Below are 21,577 nucleotides of genomic sequence, written 5' to 3'. Positions count from 1 at the left end.
AAATTTATTTTTATTTGGAATCCAGCCAGCCGATGATGTCGGCGATGACCTCGTCTCTGTTGATCTCATTAATGGATTCGTGTCTGCCTTCAGCGTAGATGCGCAGCGTGACGTCTTTGATTCCCGCTTCACGATAGCGCCGGTTTAAATTCTCGGCAACTCGCCCGTATTGGGTGACAGGATCCATACTGCCGGAAAATATCAGTACGGGGATATCTTTCGGGATTTGCTCAGCCTTGCTCTGACTTTGGGACATCATGACGGCAACGGCTAATTCATGGTAAAACCAGGTTGTACACGCATGTCCGCAGCATTCGTCCTGAATATAACTGTCAACGATGGTTGTATCCCGTGTCAGCCAGTCATATGTCGTTCGCTGCTCGGCGCACTTGGCGTTAAAATTCTGGAAGGACATCGTTTGCAGCAGCTTGCTTTTGCTCTGTTTTCCCTTGAGAAGTGTCAGCACCCGCGACAGGAACCTGCCAAAAATAAGCCTCGGTTTGGCTTCTCCCACAGGACCGGATAGAATGACTCCGGCGATCTCCTGCTGATCGCGATAGGCAGACAGATAACTCTGGGTAACAAGTGTTCCTAAACTGTGACTGAAGATAAATAATGGCAGATCGGCATAGTCCCCTTGGATAACCGTGATCATACCATGAACGTCCTGTGACAACAGTTTCCAGCCGTCTTTGCCGATATCGCCTTGGTCTTCCGGCTTTTGAATGGTTTTCCCATGCCCTCGCTGGTCATAGGCATAAACGACATAGCCTGCTTCTGTTAATCTTTCGGCAAAGGGTGCATAACGCCGTGAGTGCTCCGCAATCCCGTGAATGATTAAGACAATTCCTATAACTGGGGCATCTTTTGGGATCCAGCGACGCATAAACAGACTAAAATTAGAATCCGGCAGGGTCAAGAAACCGCTCATCTTTTCCATCGGGTGAGTCCCCTTTTAATGATAAAAATCGTGACTTCAGCATCATGATACCACATTATTGCAGCGCTGTTTATAATAATTTCATACGGATGTGACTTGCACCGCAATTGATTTCATCCCAAGCTAGGGTGATGCTGTATCTTGCTGCTCGAATTTACGTCATGGTATACTTATATTACGTTCCTGAAATAACAACTTAAAAAAACACATAGAAACCAGCTCAAATCTTAAAATCAGTCTGGGTGCCACAAGTTCCGGCGTCAAGCGAAGCATGGATGACGGCACAGGAGGTGCCTAATGTCGAATGTGTCACGGATGACAAAACATTCGACTGCGAAGCGCGACTGTGACGGCCACGGATGGCCTAATGTCGCGGACACCATGGAGGGTGTAGGAGCGGCGAAGCCATGGATGGCGCAAAAAGGCCTTATCGGGCCTTTTTGCTGCCGAAAGCGGAATTGTGGCACTCAGACCATCCCTAGACACTTTTTTTTGCATACTATCCTATTTACTTAGAGAATGTTGCACTAGATCGCATCAAGCAAGGCGCAGGTGATTATAGGTGCATAAAATCCTCATTGTTGAAGATGACGGAATCATTGCCAGATCAATCAAACACCATATTGAAACATGGGGCTGTGAAGCGGTTTATGCCGAGGACTTTAATGATGTCCTCTCGCTCTTTTTAAGTTTTAATCCGCACCTGGTTCTGTTGGATATTTCTTTGCCGTTATACAACGGTTATTACTGGTGCACTGAAATAAGAAAAATCTCTAAAGTTCCCATAATCTTTATCTCATCGTCCTCGGATAACATGAATATCGTCATGGCGATGAATATGGGCGGTGACGACTTCATCGCTAAACCCTTTGATCTGAATGTTCTGACCGCCAAATTGCAGGCGTTGCTCCGCCGTACCTATGATTTTTCCGGACAGAGCCACCTTCTGGCTCATCGCGGTGCGGTACTTAACTTAAATGATGCCACCCTGACCTATTCCGGAGAAAAAGTCGACTTGACGAAAAATGACTATAAAATCCTCCAGGTCTTAATGGAAAATAAGAGCAATACGGTGAGCCGGGATACCATAATGCTGCGTCTCTGGGAAACCGACAGTTATGTCGACGAGAATACGCTGACTGTCAATATGACCCGGTTACGAAAAAAACTGGAAGCGGTCGGGTTAATTGACTTTATTCAAACCAAAAAAGGGATTGGGTACCTTATACCCTAACTAGTACAACGTTCTCTAAATAACAGGACATTCAACTCCATAGCTCGGTCTGTGCGCCACACTTCCAGCGCAAGCGGAGCAGGATTGCGGAGCGCAACGGTCCATGGATGGACCTAAGTTAAAACTCGCCAAGGAGGGCAAAAGAATTTTAACTTCCTTAATACAAATCCACGGATAGCGCAAGAGCCGAAAGCGGAATGTGGTGCGCAGACCGGACCCTAATAACCAAGAATCCGATTATTGCGACGGACGGAGTCATTATGCCTGAACGAACTAAACTTCAAAAAAAGACTCACATTCTATTCCAATACATCAACCGCCATCGTCGGACTATTGTTTTCTTTCTATCCTTCTTGGCGGTTTTTGCCGTTATATTCTATCTTTATGCCATGCCGGCAGAAGCCTTCATCTATGCCGCGCTGCTGGTTATTTTTCTCGCTCTCATTTTCGGCGGAATAGGCTTTCTCCGCTATATCAAACGGCATAAAGTCCTGTTGGCTATGCTGAATTCTCTTCATTTCAGCGTGGATGGCCTGCCTGACCCCCGGGATTTAGTTGAAACGGATTACCAAATGCTGCTGAAAGCAAACCACACCAATCATATCCTGCAAATTTCCCTCGCCGACAAGACGAAGAGCGATTTGATCGATTACTATACGCTCTGGGCCCATCAGATTAAGACACCTATCGCGGCGATGCAGTTGCTGCTGCAGTCCGGAGAACATCCCTTCCATGCTGAACTTGCAATGGAATTGTTCAAAATCGAGCAGTATGTGGAGATGGTCCTGCATTATTTGCGGCTGGACAGCGATTCCACAGACTTTCTGCTTAAACGCTATGACCTTGACGCCATTGTCCGCCAAGCGGTACGCCGTTATGCGAAACTATTCATCTTAAAGAAGATTCCCCTTGATTTTCAGGAGAGCGGCGTTTCCGTTCTCACCGATGAAAAGTGGTTGGTTTTTGTTCTGGAACAGCTCCTTTCCAACAGCCTTAAATATACTCATCAAGGAAAAATAACCATCTCCACCCACGGTCAAACCCTGACGATTCAGGACACCGGCATCGGGATCAAGCCGGAGGATCTGCCCCGGGTCTTCGACAAAGGTTTTACCGGCTACAACGGCCGGGAAGACAAAAAATCCACGGGGATCGGACTCTATCTCTGCCGGCGCATCCTTACCAAACTGGGTCATACGATCACGATTGAATCAACGGTGGGTCAGGGCACCTGTGTCATGATCCAGCTGGATAGTATCCCGATGCGCTGACCGATAGTTATTTCAATGATCGAAGAATTTCCAAGCGCTTGGAAATTCTTCATATTTCGAAATAGTGTTTTTCTGTTACGGATTTTAACCTTACAAAACGGTAAGATTCCACGGGGAAATGAAAGCTAAATCGATGGCTGGCTTTTCCCTGTTTTGTTATGCTAATTATAAACAATGTACCAGGGAATTGGACAAAGATTCCCGCCAGGATTTTTAAGGAGGAAACCATATGTCTTTATTACGTGTCAGCAATTTAAAGAAAATATACACGACGCGCTTTGGGGGTACCCAGGTGCAAGCCCTTACCAATGTCTCGTTCTCGGTAGAAGAAGGCGAATATGTCGCCATCATGGGCGAATCCGGCTCAGGCAAAACCACTCTGTTAAATATCATCGCGGCCCTGGACAAACCAACCAGCGGCGAAGTACTGCTGAGTGGCAGAAATACTGTACAAATCAGGGAAAGTGAAATCTCTGCATTTCGCCGGGATAACCTCGGCTTTGTGTTCCAGGATTTCAACTTGCTCGATACGTTTTCCCTGCAAGATAATATTTTTCTGCCGTTGGTCCTGTCCGGCAAATCCTTTGAAGAGATGCACCGCCGCCTCACCCCAATAGCCCGAAAACTGCATATTGCGGATATTCTAAGTAAATATCCCTATGAAGTATCCGGCGGGCAGAAACAGCGTGCGGCCGTCGCCCGTGCGTTGATCACAAACCCACAGCTTATTTTAGCCGATGAGCCGACCGGCGCGCTGGACTCGCATGCCACAGATGGTCTTCTCCAACTTTTTAATGATATTAATGAAGAAGGCCAGACTATTCTGATGGTCACCCACAGTCTGAAAGCCGCCAGTCATGCCAAGCGGGTCCTATTCATCAAGGACGGCGAAGTTTACCATCAGATTTACCGGGCGTCACAGACCTATGAGGAGATGTATCAGAAAATTTCCGATACCCTGACCTTAATAGCTACTGGTGGTGAACGTCATGCGTAAATCCACCTTTTATCCGAAACTGGCTTTCATTAACATCGAGAAAAACGGAAAATTCTACCTTCCGTATCTGCTGACCTGCGTGCTCACTGTTGCCATGTTTTATATCATGCGCTATATTGCTACCAACGAAGGACTGAATGTGATGTTCGGGGGCAGTTCCTTAAAGTCAATCTTGTTTTTCGGGAGTATTGTCGTCGGGATCTTTGCTGCCATCTTTCTGTTCTACACCAACAGTTTTCTGATGAAACGCCGTAAAAAAGAAATCGGCCTGTATAACATTCTGGGAATGGAAAAACGGCATATTGCCTGGGTTCTTTTATTCGAAACGCTGATCGTTACCCTAATCAGTCTCGTGGTGGGCTTAGGGCTGGGTATCCTGCTCAGTAAGCTGATGATTCTTCTCTTATTCAAATTGCTTAGATTTACCGTGGTGTGGGGATTTTCCGTCAGCCTCTCTTCCCTGCAGGAATCAGTCCTTTTATTCTGCGGGATCTTTCTGGCTACGCTGTTATCCAACCTAATGCAGATCCAATTGGCCAAACCAATTGAATTGCTGCACGGTGGGCAAACCGGCGAACGCGAGCCCAAAACCAAATGGCTGCTGACAATAATCGGCTTACTGACGCTGGGTGCAGGCTATACCATCGCTATCGTCACGGAAAATCCACTGTCAGCACTTTCCCTGTTCTTTATCGCCGTGGTCCTTGTGATCATCGGTACCTATTGCCTGTTCACCGCCGGCAGTATCGCCCTGCTGAAACGGTTACGCAAAAACAAACACTATTACTACCAAACCAAACATTTTATTTCCGTATCCGGTATGATTTACCGAATGAAACAAAACGCGGTGGGGCTGGCCAATATCTGTATTCTCTCCACCATGGTCCTGATCATGGTCTCGACGACAGTCTCCCTCTACAGCGGGATGGAGAACCTTCTGGCCAACCGCTTCCCCACCGATATCGCCGTTGACTTCAGAAATCCCGCAGACGGAGAAATAGAAAGCAGGCTGCAACAAATCCAAGGGATTGCGAAAGAACAGGGACGTACGATCAGTAATTTAAGCGGTTATCCTACGTTGTCCTTTGCCGCTTTCCAAGACGGAAACAGGTTTAAGGCCGGTAATGACAACATAATAGGGGCTTCAGACGCCCTGATGCTTTGCTTTATTACGGCCGATGAATACGCCAATCTAACCGGGAAGCCGGTCATGCTGGCTAAGGATGAAGTCATGGTCTACAGCCCCGTTGATTCCGTCAGTGAGTCGTTTACGCTGTTTGATCAAACTTACCGTGTAAAAGAACATTTGGACAGCATCCCGGTGAGCGGCCAGTATACGGCATGGCTTGTTACCGGCTATTATATGGTTATCAGTGATGATCGTGTGTTGGATCAGATTTATGCCCATCAAAAAAGCGCCTATGGCGACAATGCCAGCGCCATTTTAGGCCACATCGCTTTTGATCTGGACGGCAGCGACGAACAAAAGCTGGCGTGTCATGTGGCCATAAAATCCGCTCTGAAAAAAACGCTGCCTCCGGAATACACTCAGGGCTACAGCGGACTGCAGTCAGTAAACACCATTGATAATGTGGAAAGCAAACAAGCAGCAACAGGAGAATTTTATGCCCTGTACGGCGGTTTCCTTTTCCTCGGTTTGTTCCTCGGCGCTCTTTTTCTGATAGCAACGGTGCTCATTATTTACTACAAACAGATATCGGAAGGGTATGATGATAAGGAACGATTTGAGATCATGCAAAAGGTTGGGTTAAGCCGCAGTGAAGTGAAAAAAGCGATCCGCAGTCAAGTGGTCACAGTCTTCACCCTGCCGATTGTCATGGCCGGCATCCATATCCTGGCCTCGTTCAAAATGGTCACCAAACTGCTGTCCGTGTTGAATCTGACCAATGTACCGCTGTTCATCGGCTGCACCATTGGAACGCTCCTGGTATTCGGAATCATTTACGCTATCGTTTATGTCTTGACGGCCCGGGTCTATTATCGGATCGTGAGCTAGTACAAATACCCTACAATTTCTCCGCTGCGATCGTCGCCATTCTGCTCCGTTCACCCTGTACCAGTCTTACCTGGCCGTAGAAGGATTCCCCTTTCAAGCGATGGGCGGCATGGGTCATTCCGTTGCTTTCTTTGTCCAGATACGGATGGTCGATTTGGTCGGGGTCCCCACAGAGGACGATCTTGCTGCCCTCCCCCGCCCGGGTAACAATGGTCTTAATTTCATGGGCAGATAAGTTCTGAGCTTCATCAATGATAATAAACTGGTTCGGGATGCTTCTACCCCGAATGTAGGTCAGCACCTCAATATCCAGCTGGCCCTTTTTCTTCAGGAGGTCGATGGCGCTGTCCACATAGGCCTCTTTCCCCTTGCCTTTATCCCGTTTGGGATTTAACAGAAGCTCCAGGTTATCATATATCGGCTGCATATACGGCCGGACCTTGTCATCCTTTTCTCCGGGCAGATAACCGATGTCTTTGCCAAAGGGAATCAGCGGTCGCGCACAGAGGATGCGGTTATACACCTCATGATTAACCGTTTGCTCCAGACCGCTGGCTAAGGCTAAGAGCGTCTTGCCGGTTCCCGCCGGTCCCATCAGGTTAACCAGGGTGATTTCCGGATTATTGAGCATAGTCAAGGCCCAGCTTTGTTCCTGATTCTTTGGGGCGATACCCCAGGTTTGTTCGCGATGAGTAAAGGTATAGTGCAGCATCTCCCCCGTCGGCGAGGAAACCAGCGGCAGATACGATCCGTCAGCGATGACGCCGCGTATACAACAATTGGGTACAACCGCTTTTTCTGCCGGAATCACGCCTTTATTAAATAATTCATTGATTTGGACTTCATTTAACCTTATGGTTTCAATGTCTGCTTCAACCGGCGGCAGAAAAACCTTATCATTATGGTAATCTTCACAGCGAATGCCCAGCGTATCGGCTTTAACGCGCATGGTCATATCTTTGGTAACCAGGATGACCGGAAAGTCTTCCGTTTTGGCCAAATTGAGCGTCACATTGAGGATACGGTTATCGATGAGAAGACTGTCTGCGGAAGTCGGCAGACGCATCGGACTGATATTATTCAGTTCGATGCGGAGCATTCCGCCGGAGGGCAATTGAATCCCTACCGCCAAATTCCCCTGCTTGCGCAGGTCGTCTAAATTTTTAATCACATCTCTTACAGCCTGGCCGATATTGCTGACTTGGCTTTTCTTCTTCGCTAACTCTTCCAATACGGCATAAGGGATCACGACCGTGTTTTCCTCGAAGTTATAAAGCGCGTTCGGGTCGTGAAGCAGTACACTGGTGTCCAAGACATATGTTTTTTGCAACGTTTTTTCCTCCGTAGCCTATTAATGATTTCAAACGATTGCCGGCTTATTACTCATTTTATCGTCTTGCCTCAAAGAATATGTTAGCCAAATTCATGGTAACGCACCATAAATAGAAACAAACACAGATAATCGAAATAATAGAAAGCTATACTGGATTACACTGGAACGTTGGGCCGCGACGGCTTCAGAATGTTTGAGCCGATCCCTATTAATACGGCCGCGACAAGAATATAAATGACGGACTGTACCGCCAGGTTGCTGGTGATTCCTGTTAACGGATCAGCACTTGCCGCCGTTTGCGGATAAAACAGCGTGATAACCGCCACGGCATTGTTGAGAAAATGCATCAGCATCGTCACCACGATAGATCGGGTACGGTATAAAGCCAAGGTGAATAATACGCCAAGAATAAACGTCGGCGCAATCCGAATCAGGTCGAGATGGTAAATGGCAAACATCAAGCCGGTCAGAAAGATGGAGACAGCGGGTTTCATTCTTCCTTCCAGCGAGGAAAAGATGAAGCCGCGGAAGAACAGCTCTTCACATATCGCTGGCAGCAGGGCAACCACTACCAGGGTTTTCCAGAGGGTATCCCCTTTCAGGATAGCTTCCAGCTGACTGACGACGTCATTATTCTGAGGAAATAATTCCAACAGAAGATTGCCGACGATGTTCGCCAGAATAAACGCACCCATCCATAAGACGATTCCTCCGAGGATATCTCTTCCCCGGGGCATTCTAAGCTTGAAGGTCTCACGCAGATCCGCTTTCAGATAGGCGGCGGCTAAGACCGGCAGCAGTAAAATGATTCCCTGGGTAGGGATAAGCGAATGAAAGGCACCCAACTTCAAATAGAAAAACGAACTCAGATAAAAGAGCAGCAAAAGTCCGACAACATAGAGGATGACCGCATCTCCCGGATTGATTTTACTGCCGCGGATAATATGGCTTCGTTTCCCCAGAAAATTAATATCCCCGCCGGTTCCGAACATCAGATTCTCCGAATTATGAATCCGGGCCAGAAGAATAACCGCAATCAGGGCATAGCCCATGGTACTAATCAGGACAATGGCAATATTAAGGGCATTGTATTTCATCATCAGCGCATCCCGAATGAGCAAGGAAATATTAACGACGGGGATCGCCGAGGTCACCGGTGTCAACGTCACTTCGGGGATCATATTAGCAAACGCCGGGAGCATAAACAGAATCATCACCGGTGTCAGATAATTGTTGGCTTCTTTAAAGCTTTTCGCCAGCGACGTCACACACAGGATAATCGCACTGACGAATAAAGCAAAAACAATAATACAGACCAAAATGATCAAAAACGGAACAATCATCGAGCCCGGATCCAGACGGAGCGCCAATCCTCCCGTAGGGGCCTGGGAACTGATGCTGTTCATCATCATAACGCCGACAATCGTCAGTGAGATACAGTTCAGAATGGCGGAGCCTACTGCCACCAAGGCCACTGCCAGGAACTTACCGCCCATCAGCTCCAGATTACTGACCGGCAGGGTCAGCAGCGTCTCCAGTGTTCCCCGCTCCTTTTCCCCTGCCGTCACGTCGATAGCCGGATACATGGCGCCGGTTACTAAGGCGACAATCAACAGATAAGGCAGCATGATTCCCAGCAATGTCCCTGTCTTTTCCTCATCGACAGCCGTATCCACATAGGAAAAATCAATCGGATTCATGACGTTCTCCGCATTCAGACCGGCTTTTTCTATCGCCTCCTGGGTAAGCAGCAGCTTATAATCCTTCAGGAGGTCTTCCAGTCGCTGGGAAGCCATTTGGGTTTCGGATTCCGAGGATTTATATACAATTTTATAGGTATCTTTTCCGTTCACAGTCTCCCGGGTCACATAGGACATGATCTTTTTTTCAGCCAGCGCTTTGCCTGGATCCGCCGCAGGAATGACGTCCAGTTTATACTCTTGGCTGCTATTTTCAAGCAAGCCGGCCAGACGGCTGTCCACAGGAAAATCAAAAGCCACGCTGAGCACTTTTTCTTCCCGGGATTCCATCAGCAGCGTCATCGCCTGAGAAACACCCAGCATCAGGGCCGGATAGAGAATGAGGGGCATCAAAATCATGATGGCCAAGGTCCGTTTGTCCCGGATAACATCCAGGATCTCCTTCTTAAAAACCGCTTTTAACGCTCTAAAACGGAGGCTATTCATGGTATTCCCCCCTCTCTTTGATCAGTGCGATGAAAGCGTCCCGAATATGGTTCGTTCCGGTAGCTTCCTTCAAACCGGCGGGAGTTCCCTGGGCAATGGCGGTTCCTTTATGAATGAGGAGAATTTTGTTGCAGATATTTTCCGCTTCCTCCATATAGTGGGTGGAATAAACGACGCCTTTGCCCTGTTTGCTTTCCTTCAGCATAAAATCGATAATGGATTGGCTGCTGAGAACATCCAAGCCCAGAGTCGGTTCGTCAAATATGTATAACGCGGGCGTATGAATCAAGCAGCGTGCGATAGACACCCGCTGGGTCTGCCCGGTGGATAAATTTTCGATGCGATTGTCAACAAAATCATGCAGATTGAGGACCGCGATGATTTCTTCGATCCGCTGCTCGGCTTCGTGCTTCGGCAAATCATAAAGGTCACTGAAAATGGTCATTAACTCTCTGGGGCTCATGCGGCCGTACAATTTGGTATTCCCTGATAAATAACCGATAGACCGTTTGTAGCGATTCGGATCATCATTGAATTTTAAGCCGTTGATGGCGATGGAACCGGCTGTGGGGGTCATGATCCCTCCCATCATCCGCAGCAGCGTCGTCTTCCCTGCCCCGTTCGGACCGAGAATCCCAAAGATATCACCGGCTTCCACCCGGAATCGCATGTCAGCGACCGCATAGAACTCTTCTTTTTTGGTCTGGCGGCGGTTTATTTTCACCGTGCGGGTAAATTGCTTACTGATCCCCTCAACACTAAGCACTATCTGGTCTCCCTTCCTCTTGCCATGATATTATTGTATTATTATACCATAGGACGTTATATACCGGTCACAAATTGATCACAGAAGAAAATTAAGGAGTAAACGGATGTCAGATAAAAATAATCATAAAAAACCCATTCACTTCAATCAGGATACCCATGCTGATCCTGCCGGCGGCAATTGCAGCTGCGGCTGCAGTCATGACAACGATCACCATTCCGATGATCATGGTCATAGTCATAGTCATTTTCATGTTCAAGGTCATGATCATGATCTTCATCTTCAACATAACCATGATCATGATAACGGTCATCGTCATGCTTCAGAACCTGGAGAGCCACATACACATACACATACACATACACATACACATACGCATTCACAAGCATATACACGCGATCAGTCGCATGACCCGGCGACATGTCCCGTCTGCAGCGGTCATGAGAAAATAACGCCGGAGAAATATCTCGAGCGCATTGAAGCAGCACTCAGCAAGCTCCCCCTCAAGGAAAAGAGGGAACGAAAGCACCGATTGATTCTTCTCAGTGCCGCCACGGCAGCGACGGCAGCCGAACATAAAGATGCTGTCCTCATGCAGATCATCGAGGTTTATTTACCCTTGCGTTTAGCCGAAGAATCCGGTATACACATCGAACCGGAGGAAGGTCTGCGTCTATTCCGAGAACAGTCCGGTGTCGTCGGATTAGGCCTTACAGCAAAATACGGTCTGGAAGGCTTAACGAAAGTTGGCATTGACCCTACACAGAAAACCGGAACCGCATCCCTGGTTTTTGTCACCTGTTACGGCGTCGGTAAGGTACTGGCAATGGTTTTCAAAGAAAAAGCCAGAGGGCAATCCCTGACTTCTGAACAGGCCAAAGACTTATTTAAATCCGCGAAAAAAGAAGCGGAGCGGTTAACCTTGGATATTAAATAACGGTCACTCTTACATCTCTTAAGCCGTAAGATCCCGTGATTTCAAAAACTCCAGATAGTGTATTAAAATTGCCGGTTTTTTTATTTTAATAATCTTGCTTAGTAGAATTAGATCTTATAAGTTATCGTTGAGCAACACGGAATCGGGATTAAACAAACACTGCCAATACTTCCTATATATACAAGTTGACGTAATTTTTTGCCCATGATATTCTGACACAGCATAAAAAAATTACGTCTTTTTTTATTTAAATACGTCTTTTTTTCATTTTAAATTTGTTATTAAAGCATCCGGAGGTGATTTATGAGAAAAATTATCTTGTTATCCATCTTGCTTTTAACGATACTAAGCTCGGTTGTCGCTGGAACACTTGCCATGTATACCACTTCCATCGATAATTTGGCAGACGGCAGTGTTGTGGCCAAAGAATTCATTTTTTTGGGCGACGGTACCGATACATTCCAGCAAGGCATAAAAATAGCACCGTCAGAAACTGTCAGTTGGCGTTTTAAAGTAAAAAATTATCAAAACCAGGTTATTACAGAGACGGATCTATATTATAAACTCACGTTTAATGTCCAGTCTTCACCCGGTAAAAATGCAATCACGCCATTAAAGGTTATCATCAAAGATGGCAACGGGAATACACTCAACAGCATCGACGGAGTTGGCACATTGGATGTCCTGGGGACATTTCCTCTGGCAGCAGCCGGCCAGTTCAAGGACTATATTGTTGAAATTCAATGGCCGGGCAATAGACAAAATGATATCAATTACGCGGGCAGCAACTTCGGTACTACAGTCAATGTCGCAGCCGTCGCCTCACAGGTTCCGCTGACGGGTTCAGACCATGAAAACTCGCCGCAGCAAAAACAAGTCAGCGTGAAATATGAAACCACAGTCCCATGGCAAAACGGGCAAAGCCATAACTATCAGTATCAATACAAAATAACCGTTACCAATAACACATTGACCCCGATAACCAGTTGGAACATGGCATTTTCTCTTACTACTAACAGGCTTTCAGATAACTACTGGAATGCCGTACTCGTTTCCAATTCCCCGCAAGGATCTTATACGTTCGGTAATCCCAATTATAACAATACCGCGACGGACACTATTCAGCCCGGGCAAAGTATCTCCTTTGGCGGAATCGCTAAAGGGATGGGGAACGAAGCTATTCAGAATATCCTTATTGGCGGAAGCAATACCAGCGGTATAACCGACGTCGATCTGACTTGTCAGTTCAATAAATCATCTTTGGATTAAGCGATTGAGTGAACCCATATTATATTCTTCGTTCCGGAGGTAGACAGATGAGGTATAAAATTTTGCTGGTACTGGCCTTATGCACGATATTATTTATTTCTCTAACCGTAAGCTCTCTTTCCAGCTATACCACTGTCTCCAACTTTGGCATAAGTATTATCCCTGATAAGAGTCGGCTGCAAGAATCAGCTGTGAAGCAGTAACGTGCTTAGAAGAATGTAAGTATTATCAATGAAAAATTGGAAGCAGAGCCATAGTGGGAAATTAAATCGTATAAAATACTATCAATTTAACGGAGGTTATTTTGTGAAAAAATTATCAATGATGATCGCCCTGGTTCTCGTTTTAACAACATCCATCATTGCAGGAACCCTGGCTATGTATACGACTAAAGTAGATAACATCGCTGAAGGTAACGTCATCGCCAAAGAATTCGTTCTGTTAAAAGGCGGCACGGATTCATTTACTAAAAATATAAAAACAGCCCCCGGGGAAACAGTGAATTGGCTGTACAGCGTAAAGAACTATAACGGTTCTGTCGTCAGTGAAACAGCCATGAACCTTGATTTTAGCATTGATATTCTGGCTGCCGACGGCAAAACAGCCATCGCGCCGTTGGTCGTTACCGTCAAAGATTCCACGGGAAAAGTCGTTGGTACCGTCACTTCAAACGGTAAAATCCAGTTTACCGATGAATTTCCCCTGAATGCCGCCGGCCAAGAGAAAACGTACTCTGTATCTGTTAACTGGCCCAGCAATAATGACGTTGACAGTAGCTATGCAGGAACAAGTTATGGTACAGCTGTCAAAGTGTCTGTACTCGGGACACAGAAGTAGACGACGGTATATATGACAAAATAAAAAAGCCAATTATCAAAAAGCCAGAATGCATGCATTCCTGGTTTTTTGGCATTTCTGATTTTTTTAGTACCGGCGGGATATAATAGTATTAAACGGTTACAAAAGGCAAATTAAGAAGGCCAGGTTAGTCTATGTCCCAGACGAAATATACCACTCAGGAACAAATTGAAGAAATGCGCCGGGAGATCCTGAAGGAAAAACAAAAACTGCAGGGTATCGTGAGAAAAAGAAGACCACCGCTAGAAACTGTAGGACAGGTCCTGTTTTTAAGCACCGTTGTTTTGCTAGTCGGGGCCATTATTTCAATTAATATAACAAAAAGCAGAGGGGAAATTCCCAGTATAGGCGGATACGCGCTTTTTTTGATTGAATCTGGGAGTATGGAGCCAACGCTAAAAACCGGATCGGTAATCCTCAGTCATAAGCCCAAAGATCCTGGCACTTTGAAAGAAGACACCATCGTTACCTTCCGGACATTGTCAGATAAAATTGTCACGCACCGCATCGTTGGCGTTGTCACGTCAGGGAATGGCCAAATCGGCTATCAAACCAAAGGCGATAATCCCCAGAATACAGTAGATCCGAATCTGCTTACGCCGGACAGAGTGATTGGGGTTTATATCGCCAAAGTACCGTTAACATAAGATACGCGGGGAATTTTACGATGGCACAGGGCCCAGAGTTCTATGTATTTATGGAAAATATCTCGTCGCGCCAACATTTTTTAAAAAACGGAGAAAGTCCCCGGCCGGTGTTGAAAGATATCGACCTGCTCATCCGCAAATCTGAAGTATGGGGATTGATAGGGCCTTCGCTTTATGAAATCAAGCTTCTGCTGGAGATTATCGCCAATATCAAACCTTATGACCGCGGCCGGTGCGTTTTGGTTGAGCGCGGTATGATCCGGCATAAACGAATTATTCTTAATCATGTTTTTTATATCGGCAGTTCGGAAATGGTTTATAACAATATGAAAGCGCTGGAATTTCTGATGTTCGCTACGGCCAAAATGAAGATGAATAAGGTTGAACTTCAGGAACAGCTTTTTGAATTTATGATAAAAATCGGACTAGGCCATCTTACCCTCACCCTAAACCATCAGCTGACCAAGGAGGAAAAGGCAGTTATCGCTTTGCTTGCCGCCGCTTACTCCGATAGCCGGATCATTGTTTTCAATCTTCCCGAATATGAATTTGATGACATCTTGATTAATGCGATTTCTGGTATCGCAGCATTCACCAAGGAAAAAGAAAAGACGCTCATCCTCGGGACACCAGACAGCCTTCTGGTGGAGAAGGCTTGTACCCACTCGGCGGTGATTAAAAACGGCAGTCTGATTTACACCGGAACGGTTAAAGCGCTGCGTCTGAAGTATGACAAAATCGAAGTTATAATTCGGGATAATCACATCGCGACGATGCTGAACCGTCTGCAAGAATTACTTCCGGGCTATCGTGTATTTCTCAAAGAAAACAGTTTGATGATCAGCAGTCCAAGTCCGAAAGATGACAATCGCGGCTTTATTTACCGCAAAATCCTGGAATCGGGATTAACTCCCGAGTATTTGGAAATAAACCGCAAAACGGTGGAGAATGCGCTTGAGGAGCTAATTTCCCCATATGATTTATACCAATAATTATTTTAGAAAAGAACTCAGACATGCGTACCGCGATAATAAAATCGGTACGAACAGACGAATAGCTGCCGCCCTCTTTGTGGGGTTAATTTCGTTCGCGCTTTTTTTTGTGCTGCAGACCCTTCAGCAGAGCGTACTGGCGGATGCTGTCCCGGAAATTATGCAGCCGAGTTATTTTTCTATCATATTTCTTTATATCCATCTTGTCTTATTATTTTTTACAGTCTATTTTATTGTCTATTATCATTATCTTTTCTTTGCGGAAATACGGAATAACTCATGGTACCTGCTGATCAAGATGGGTTATCATCCGGCGAGAATGATTTTTGATAAATTCATGGCGTTATTGTACTCGGTCTTCACCAACTACACCATCGGTTTTGTCTTTGCGGTTTTTTTTGCTTTTCTTCTTAAATATACATTTATTTTCAGTTACTTGCCTTCTCTTTTTTTAGTCGGTTTGATTGATCTTGTTCTGATTACCCTCTTGGCGATGACCCTATCCCTGTTTACCCGTACGATTATTAACGGCCGTTATTTAACTTTTTTGTCAACAGTGGCGGTTATCATTTTAAAGGCAACACTGGGGGAATACAGCCTTATAGCCAACCGTGTTGCCATGCAGAATATCCATCATCTTCTTGATATCAGCCAGAACGTCTATTTCCTTGCGGCTATTGTTATTGTAATTGCTTGCTGCCCTGTCTGCCTTATCCGAGCCGGAAACATTGCCAAATATTATAATTTGCCTGCTGATGAAGCTCTCTTAACCGAAGGCGCTGATATTGTCAATATTGATGCCAGAACGGGGAAACAAAAATCAGTCTGGAGGAGAAAAAATCGGTACGCTAAAATGATGAATGCTGTTACCATGACTTTGCTGATTTTTTTCATTTGTTCCGTGTTGGTTTTTAATCTATTCATTATTCTGGTAAATGTCTCTACTCCGGGTGAGGAGGTTGCTATCCGCGGGATCATTCCCTTTGTTTTCAAGTCAAGTACGATGGAGCCGGCAATTATGATGAATGACTTGGCATATTTCCGCAAGATTGACAGCCGGTACCCGCTTCGGGAAGGACAAATAATTTTGTTCGAGCAAGATAGAATAGCTTATGTGGAAAGGATTATCGGTAATCAAGAAAACGGATTAAAAGTTGATATCGATAACTATCCGTCTCCGGCTCAGAGCAGATCAATGCTTAAGACCGTGCCGCGAGAAAACGTGCACGGCGTCTACATCGGCAGGAGTCGCTGGCTCGGGGCATTGATACTCTTTGCCAATACTATTGTCGGTAGGCTGCTTTTCTTATTGATTCCTGCTGTCTTACTCTTTTACAACAAGCAAATTACGAGTATTAAAAGGATGATAGAATAACCTTATAGCAAAAAATGATAATAATTGAATTCTAAAAACCGGTATGGAATCTTTTGGAGGGATACCAAATTGTGACGGGGGTAATAGGATGCGAGAGAAGATAATCCAAGCGATTAAGAAGTCGGTTTTGATGAATATTAGGAGATATCACCTGCTGATATTATTTTTACGGAAGATGTTTTTGCAAACTGCGCAAAGAACATTTGAAAAACTACGGTCAGAATTACTCATGTCCTCCTCTTTCAGGCTCAATGGAATCAATCACAGTTGGTTGCTTATCGTTGTTCAAGGGGAAGGTGTCCTTCATTTATACCCACTTCTTAATAACAATCCCAACCCGCCCTTTTTTCGTGGTATTGCCCACTTCGAATAGCGTAATTTTCCCCTGTCCGCGTACGGTGATTATATCGCCCGCCCCGACCATTTTATCGGTATGGGTGTTCTCCAATCTGTTGAGAGCGGCTCGCCCGCTTTCGATGTTTTCTGCCGCTTTCGTCCGGCTCAGACCAAAACCGGCAGCGACGATATTATCGAAACGAAGAGAAGCCACCGTGTCCCGTAAAAGTATATACTTTTCTTCGGGCACATAAAGTTTCTCTGCGGTAATCAGCTCCGTCTGCAAGCGGACCCGGCCGGCCGATTCAAAGGTCTGACTGATATAAGATTCAACTTCTTTTAAAACCACGACATCCGAATGGCCGTCGCCAACGAGAATATCCCCGACTGTATCCCTCTTGACGCCACACCCCATCAGACTCCCCAGGATATCCCGATGCGAAAGGATGTTTGCCGGGGGGTAGGATGCGCGGAGATACATCAGCGGATCATAATCCCCGCACATGATCTGTTCCTGCTCCAAATAGTCCGGCAAAAAGATCAGCACCGACCTTTCTGCCCGTTCATAACCGCCCCAGAATAAATGCCGCGGGTTATCCATGCTCAGCAGCATTTTCTGCGCGGTTAAGCGCTGCTGTTCATTCAAAAAACGGGTATGCGTCAGGATATTTCTTTGCTCGCACTCCTCCAGCTTATCCAGTGCTCTGGCCAGGATAAGTTTCTCTTCATCGTCATGGGCATATTTTTTTACTATATCCGTCTTAGTTAAGTTCATGAGACTCAATCTAAATCGCGTACATCTCCTTGCGGAGCGCCGCAATATCTTCACTTTCCAGATATTCGTCATAAGTCATTTGCTTGTCGATGAGGCCCTTGGGCGTAATCTCGATGATCCGGTTGGCAACGGTTTGCACGCACTGATGATCGTGTGAAACAAACAAAATCGTCCCTTTATAATTGATCAACCCGTTATTCAGCGCGGTGATGGATTCGAGATCCAGGTGGTTGGTCGGTTCATCCAATATGAGGACATTGGCGCCGGAAAGCATCATCTTCGCCAGCATGCAGCGGACTTTTTCCCCACCGGAAAGCACATGCGCTTCCTTCAAGGCTTCCTCACCGGAGAAGAGCATTCGTCCCAGCCAACCACGGACAAAGGTTTCTGTCTGGTCGGAGGAGAATTGACGCAGCCAATCGACAAGATTCAGATGGACTCCCTCGAAGAAGGCGGCATTATCTTTGGGAAAATAGGACTGGGATGTGGTAACGCCCCATTTGTAATCGCCGCTGTCCGCTGTCTGTTCACCCATTAAGATTTTAAACAGCATAGTTTTCGGCAGCCCGTTTGGCCCGACAAAAGCAATTTTATCCCCTTTATAGACGATAAAGCTGGCATTGTCCAGGACCACTTCCCCTTCAATGGTTTTACTGATCCCGTTCACGGTTAAAAGATCGTTGCCGGCTTCACGATCCGGCTTAAAATCGACGAAGGGATATTTGCGCGAGGACGGGCGAATATCTTCCAAGGTCAGTTTCTCAAGCAATTTTTTCCGCGACGTGGCTTGTTTGGATTTGGAGGCATTGGCACTAAAGCGCTGGATAAACTCCTGCAGCTCTTTCTTCTTGGCTTCCGCCTTGGCGTTGGCGTCCCGCATTTGCTTCAACGCCAATTGACTGGACTCGTACCAGAAATCATAGTTGCCGACATACATTTGGATCTTGCCAAAATCGATATCCGCAATATGCGTACAGACTTTATTTAAAAAGTGCCTGTCGTGAGACACGACAATAACCGTATTTTCAAAGTTATAGAGAAAGTTTTCCAACCAGCTGATCGATCCGATATCCAGGTGGTTTGTCGGCTCATCCAAAAGCAGGATGTCGGGGTTGCCAAACAAAGCCTGAGCTAATAGGACCCGAATCTTTTCATTGCCGTCGAGTTCTTTCATCTTTTTATAATGATAGTCCTCGTTGATACCCAAGCCGTTAAGCAAGGTCGCCGCCTCGGATTCCGCTTCCCAGCCGTTCATTTCGGCAAACTCTGCTTCCAGCTCAGCGATTTTCATGCCGTCTTCTTCGGAAAAATCCGGTTTGGCATATAAAATCTCCTTTTCGTCCATCACTTCACAAAGCCGTTTATGTCCGAGCATGACGGTTTTAAGAACATCATACTCATCAAATTCAAAATGGTTTTGTTTTAAAACAGCGATCCGTTCACCGGGATCGATGCTGACATCTCCCTTATTGGCTTCAATTTCACCCGACAGGATTTTTAAAAAAGTCGATTTTCCCGAACCGTTGGCCCCGATGAGCCCATAACAATTCCCGGGAGTAAACTTGATGGTAACGTTTTCGAATAACACACGTCCGCCGTACCGGAGAGATATACCTGATGTACTGATCATTTCTTCCCATCCTTTAATATAATAAGCAATTAAATTTTACATAACCAAGGCAATATTATACCACATCCTATGAAAATACCACAACAAGGATGTTTCACAGGTGGCCAATACCATATACCCCTGCGTGTTATGCCAACACTGGTATCAGCAGGAACCGCAATTTACGTGGTGTACAATGCTGCTTTCGAATCAGCGATTTTTTCCGCCAGATCATGAAGATAGAGCCAGCGTGCCATTTTTTCCTCGAGATCACTTTCCAGGTCTGCTTTTTGTTGCAGCAGCTCCTGCAACTTACTGTAATTACTGACTTCCCCTTGAATTACCTTCTCCAGATCACTGATTTTGGCTTCTATCCCGGCAATCAGATCCTCGATCTGGGCATATTCGAGTTCTTCTTTATAGGAGAATTTAAGTTTTTGCGTATTGGGCCTATCCGGCTGCTGTTCGGATTTCTTCGCTTTAGTAACGCCAGCCGCAGCATCCGTCGTTAGGACTTTTTTGTATTCCAGATAATCGTCAAAGCCGCCTTCATACTGTTTCAGTGTTCCGTCGTTCTGGAATTCAAAGATCCGATCCACGACTTTATCCAAGAAATAGCGGTCATGGGAGATAACCATAACCGCCCCGGCGAAATGTTCCAAATAGTCCTCTAGGATAACCAGTGTCTCGATATCCAAATCGTTGGAGGGTTCGTCTAAGAGCAGGATATTCGGAGCGTCCATGATAACACTCAGCAAGTGCAGCCGCCGTCGTTCCCCGCCGGATAGTTTAGCAATGGTATTCCACTGTAAGTCGGGCGGAAATAAGAATTTCTCCAGCATCTGCGCAGCCGAAAGTGTTCCGTCGGCTGTCACGATCTGATTGGAAATCTCACGAATATAGTCAATGACCCGCAGAGACGTGTCCATCTCGTCACTTTCCTGAGAGAAATACCCGATCTTGACCGTATCCCCAATCACCACCGTTCCACTGTCCGGAGGGACTTGACCCATGATAATTTTAAACAGGGTTGATTTTCCGCAGCCATTTTTACCGATAATTCCGATTCGGGCATCCCTGAGTATAATATGCTCGAAATGGGTGATAAGCCGCCTGTCGTCATACGCTTTGGAAATATTATTGATCTCTATCGTTTTTTTACCCAAGCGCGTCGATAATGCGCTGATATCCAGTTTTTCAGTTGCTGTCGGCTTTTCTCTTTCACTCAGCGTATGAAAACGTTCTATCCGTTCTTTGCTTTTGGTTCCCCTGGCGCGGACGCCTCGGCTAATCCATTCCAGTTCCCGTCGATAGATACTCTTGTTCTTCCGTTCGGTACTGATTTCCATTTCCTCGCGCTGGGCTTTCAGCTCAAGGTATTTGGAGTAATTGGCCTGGTAGCCGTACAGACTGCCTCGGCTTATTTCTACGATCCGGTTGGCGACCCTGTCCAAAAAGTACCGATCGTGGGTGACCATCAGGATCGCGCCGGTATATTTTTTTAGGTAGTTTTCAAGCCACAGCACCATGTCACTGTCCAGATGGTTCGTCGGCTCATCCATGATCAAAATTTCACTGGGGTTAACCAGCGCGCGGGTTATGGCGATTCGTTTCTTTTCGCCGCCGGATAATAGACTGACATTCGTCGTAAAATCGAAAATCCCGAGCCGGGTTAAGATCGTCTTGGCTTCATGTTCCATAGCGTCTCTGGTTTCCGCCGATGCGCCGTAAAACACCTGATCTAAAACGGAAAGATTATCGATGAAAACAGGATTCTGCGGCAGATAGGCAATGCGAACACCGGAAGCCGCGGTGATCGTCCCGTCGTCCGGAGCTTCAATTCCAGCCACAATTTTTAAAAATGTCGATTTTCCGGAGCCGTTGATACCGATTACGCCGATCTTATCGGCTTCATTGATATATAACGAAATATCTTTCAGCAGCTTTTTCTCACTATAGCTTTTGGTTATCTTTTCTGCGGATAATAGGATCAAAGTAAACGCTCCTCTATCGTGTCAATTTCATTATATTTATC

19 protein-coding genes are annotated in these 21,577 nt (G+C 46.1%); 12 read left to right on the top strand and 7 right to left on the bottom strand.

Annotated features, from left to right (window positions below; all coding sequences use genetic code 11):
• Positions 1-10 precede the first annotated feature (10 nt).
• Complete coding sequence (locus LPY66_RS10715; RefSeq protein ID WP_337984334.1) at positions 11-940, bottom strand: alpha/beta fold hydrolase; 930 nt, start codon at positions 938-940, stop codon at positions 11-13.
• 297 nt (positions 941-1,237) lie between these two features.
• Between LPY66_RS10715 and LPY66_RS10710 the strand changes: the two genes are divergently transcribed.
• The 5 genes from LPY66_RS10710 to LPY66_RS10690 all read left to right on the top strand — a co-directional run bounded on the left by LPY66_RS10710 (position 1,238) and on the right by LPY66_RS10690 (position 6,459).
• Complete coding sequence (locus LPY66_RS10710; RefSeq protein WP_337984333.1) at positions 1,238-1,456, top strand: hypothetical protein; 219 nt, start codon at positions 1,238-1,240, stop codon at positions 1,454-1,456.
• 46 nt (positions 1,457-1,502) lie between these two features.
• Complete coding sequence (locus LPY66_RS10705) at positions 1,503-2,174, top strand: response regulator transcription factor (RefSeq protein ID WP_337984332.1); 672 nt, start codon at positions 1,503-1,505, stop codon at positions 2,172-2,174.
• A 260-nt stretch (positions 2,175-2,434) separates the two neighbouring features.
• A complete protein-coding gene (locus tag LPY66_RS10700; protein ID WP_337984331.1) occupies positions 2,435-3,445 on the top strand; it encodes a sensor histidine kinase in 1,011 nt (336 codons plus the stop codon).
• 229 nt (positions 3,446-3,674) lie between these two features.
• Positions 3,675-4,442, top strand: a complete 768-nt coding sequence (locus tag LPY66_RS10695; protein WP_337984330.1) for an ABC transporter ATP-binding protein — start codon at positions 3,675-3,677, stop codon at positions 4,440-4,442.
• Positions 4,435-6,459: an FtsX-like permease family protein gene (locus tag LPY66_RS10690; RefSeq protein ID WP_337984329.1), complete on the top strand. Its 2,025-nt coding sequence runs from the start codon at positions 4,435-4,437 to the stop codon at positions 6,457-6,459. Before LPY66_RS10695 ends, LPY66_RS10690 begins: the two co-directional genes overlap by 8 nt.
• 10 nt (positions 6,460-6,469) lie before the next feature.
• Here LPY66_RS10690 and LPY66_RS10685 read toward each other — a convergent pair whose 3' ends face one another.
• The 3 genes from LPY66_RS10685 to LPY66_RS10675 form a co-directional block, all read right to left on the bottom strand.
• Positions 6,470-7,789: a PhoH family protein gene (locus tag LPY66_RS10685; RefSeq protein ID WP_337984328.1), complete on the bottom strand. Its 1,320-nt coding sequence runs from the start codon at positions 7,787-7,789 to the stop codon at positions 6,470-6,472.
• Positions 7,790-7,947: 158 nt separating this feature from the next.
• Entirely contained in the window at positions 7,948-9,978 is a 2,031-nt protein-coding gene (locus LPY66_RS10680; protein ID WP_337984327.1) for an ABC transporter permease subunit/CPBP intramembrane protease, read from the bottom strand.
• The gene (locus LPY66_RS10675; protein ID WP_337984326.1) at positions 9,971-10,744 is read right to left on the bottom strand and encodes an ABC transporter ATP-binding protein; all 774 of its coding nucleotides are present in this window, start codon (positions 10,742-10,744) and stop codon (positions 9,971-9,973) included. The genes LPY66_RS10680 and LPY66_RS10675 overlap by 8 nt, the downstream gene beginning before the upstream one ends.
• Before the next feature lie 106 nt (positions 10,745-10,850).
• Here LPY66_RS10675 and LPY66_RS10670 point away from each other — a divergent pair, with 106 nt between their 5' ends.
• The 7 genes from LPY66_RS10670 to LPY66_RS10640 all read left to right on the top strand — a co-directional run bounded on the left by LPY66_RS10670 (position 10,851) and on the right by LPY66_RS10640 (position 16,822).
• Entirely contained in the window at positions 10,851-11,681 is an 831-nt protein-coding gene (locus LPY66_RS10670) for a hypothetical protein (protein ID WP_337984325.1), read from the top strand.
• A 303-nt stretch (positions 11,682-11,984) separates the two neighbouring features.
• Positions 11,985-12,950: a cellulose binding domain-containing protein gene (locus tag LPY66_RS10665; RefSeq protein ID WP_337984324.1), complete on the top strand. Its 966-nt coding sequence runs from the start codon at positions 11,985-11,987 to the stop codon at positions 12,948-12,950.
• A 47-nt stretch (positions 12,951-12,997) separates the two neighbouring features.
• Positions 12,998-13,153 carry a hypothetical protein gene (locus LPY66_RS10660; protein WP_337984323.1) on the top strand — a complete coding sequence of 52 codons (156 nt, stop codon included), beginning with the start codon at positions 12,998-13,000 and terminating at the stop codon, positions 13,151-13,153.
• A 118-nt stretch (positions 13,154-13,271) separates the two neighbouring features.
• The gene (locus tag LPY66_RS10655) at positions 13,272-13,787 is read left to right on the top strand and encodes a hypothetical protein (RefSeq protein ID WP_443112486.1); all 516 of its coding nucleotides are present in this window, start codon (positions 13,272-13,274) and stop codon (positions 13,785-13,787) included.
• 155 nt (positions 13,788-13,942) lie between these two features.
• Positions 13,943-14,455: a signal peptidase I gene (locus tag LPY66_RS10650; protein WP_337984321.1), complete on the top strand. Its 513-nt coding sequence runs from the start codon at positions 13,943-13,945 to the stop codon at positions 14,453-14,455.
• A gap of 20 nt (positions 14,456-14,475) precedes the next feature.
• Complete coding sequence (locus LPY66_RS10645) at positions 14,476-15,447, top strand: hypothetical protein (RefSeq protein ID WP_337984320.1); 972 nt, start codon at positions 14,476-14,478, stop codon at positions 15,445-15,447.
• Positions 15,431-16,822, top strand: a complete 1,392-nt coding sequence (locus tag LPY66_RS10640) for a S26 family signal peptidase (RefSeq protein ID WP_337984319.1) — start codon at positions 15,431-15,433, stop codon at positions 16,820-16,822. The genes LPY66_RS10645 and LPY66_RS10640 overlap by 17 nt, the downstream gene beginning before the upstream one ends.
• A gap of 307 nt (positions 16,823-17,129) precedes the next feature.
• Here the strand turns inward: LPY66_RS10640 and LPY66_RS10635 are convergent, their stop codons facing one another.
• The 3 genes from LPY66_RS10635 to LPY66_RS10625 all read right to left on the bottom strand — a co-directional run bounded on the left by LPY66_RS10635 (position 17,130) and on the right by LPY66_RS10625 (position 21,536).
• The gene (locus LPY66_RS10635; protein ID WP_337984318.1) at positions 17,130-17,933 is read right to left on the bottom strand and encodes a YlmH family RNA-binding protein; all 804 of its coding nucleotides are present in this window, start codon (positions 17,931-17,933) and stop codon (positions 17,130-17,132) included.
• A 10-nt stretch (positions 17,934-17,943) separates the two neighbouring features.
• Complete coding sequence (locus LPY66_RS10630) at positions 17,944-19,563, bottom strand: ABC-F family ATP-binding cassette domain-containing protein (protein ID WP_337984317.1); 1,620 nt, start codon at positions 19,561-19,563, stop codon at positions 17,944-17,946.
• Between the two features lie 161 nt (positions 19,564-19,724).
• Entirely contained in the window at positions 19,725-21,536 is a 1,812-nt protein-coding gene (locus tag LPY66_RS10625; RefSeq protein ID WP_337984316.1) for an ABC-F family ATP-binding cassette domain-containing protein, read from the bottom strand.
• Between the last annotated feature and the right edge of the window lie 41 nt (positions 21,537-21,577).

Source organism: Dehalobacter sp. DCM, assembly GCF_024972775.1.
Lineage (GTDB): Bacteria > Bacillota > Desulfitobacteriia > Desulfitobacteriales > Syntrophobotulaceae > Dehalobacter.
The sequence above is the reverse complement of the archived record's forward strand: the minus strand, read 5'-3'. Positions and strand labels throughout refer to the sequence as shown.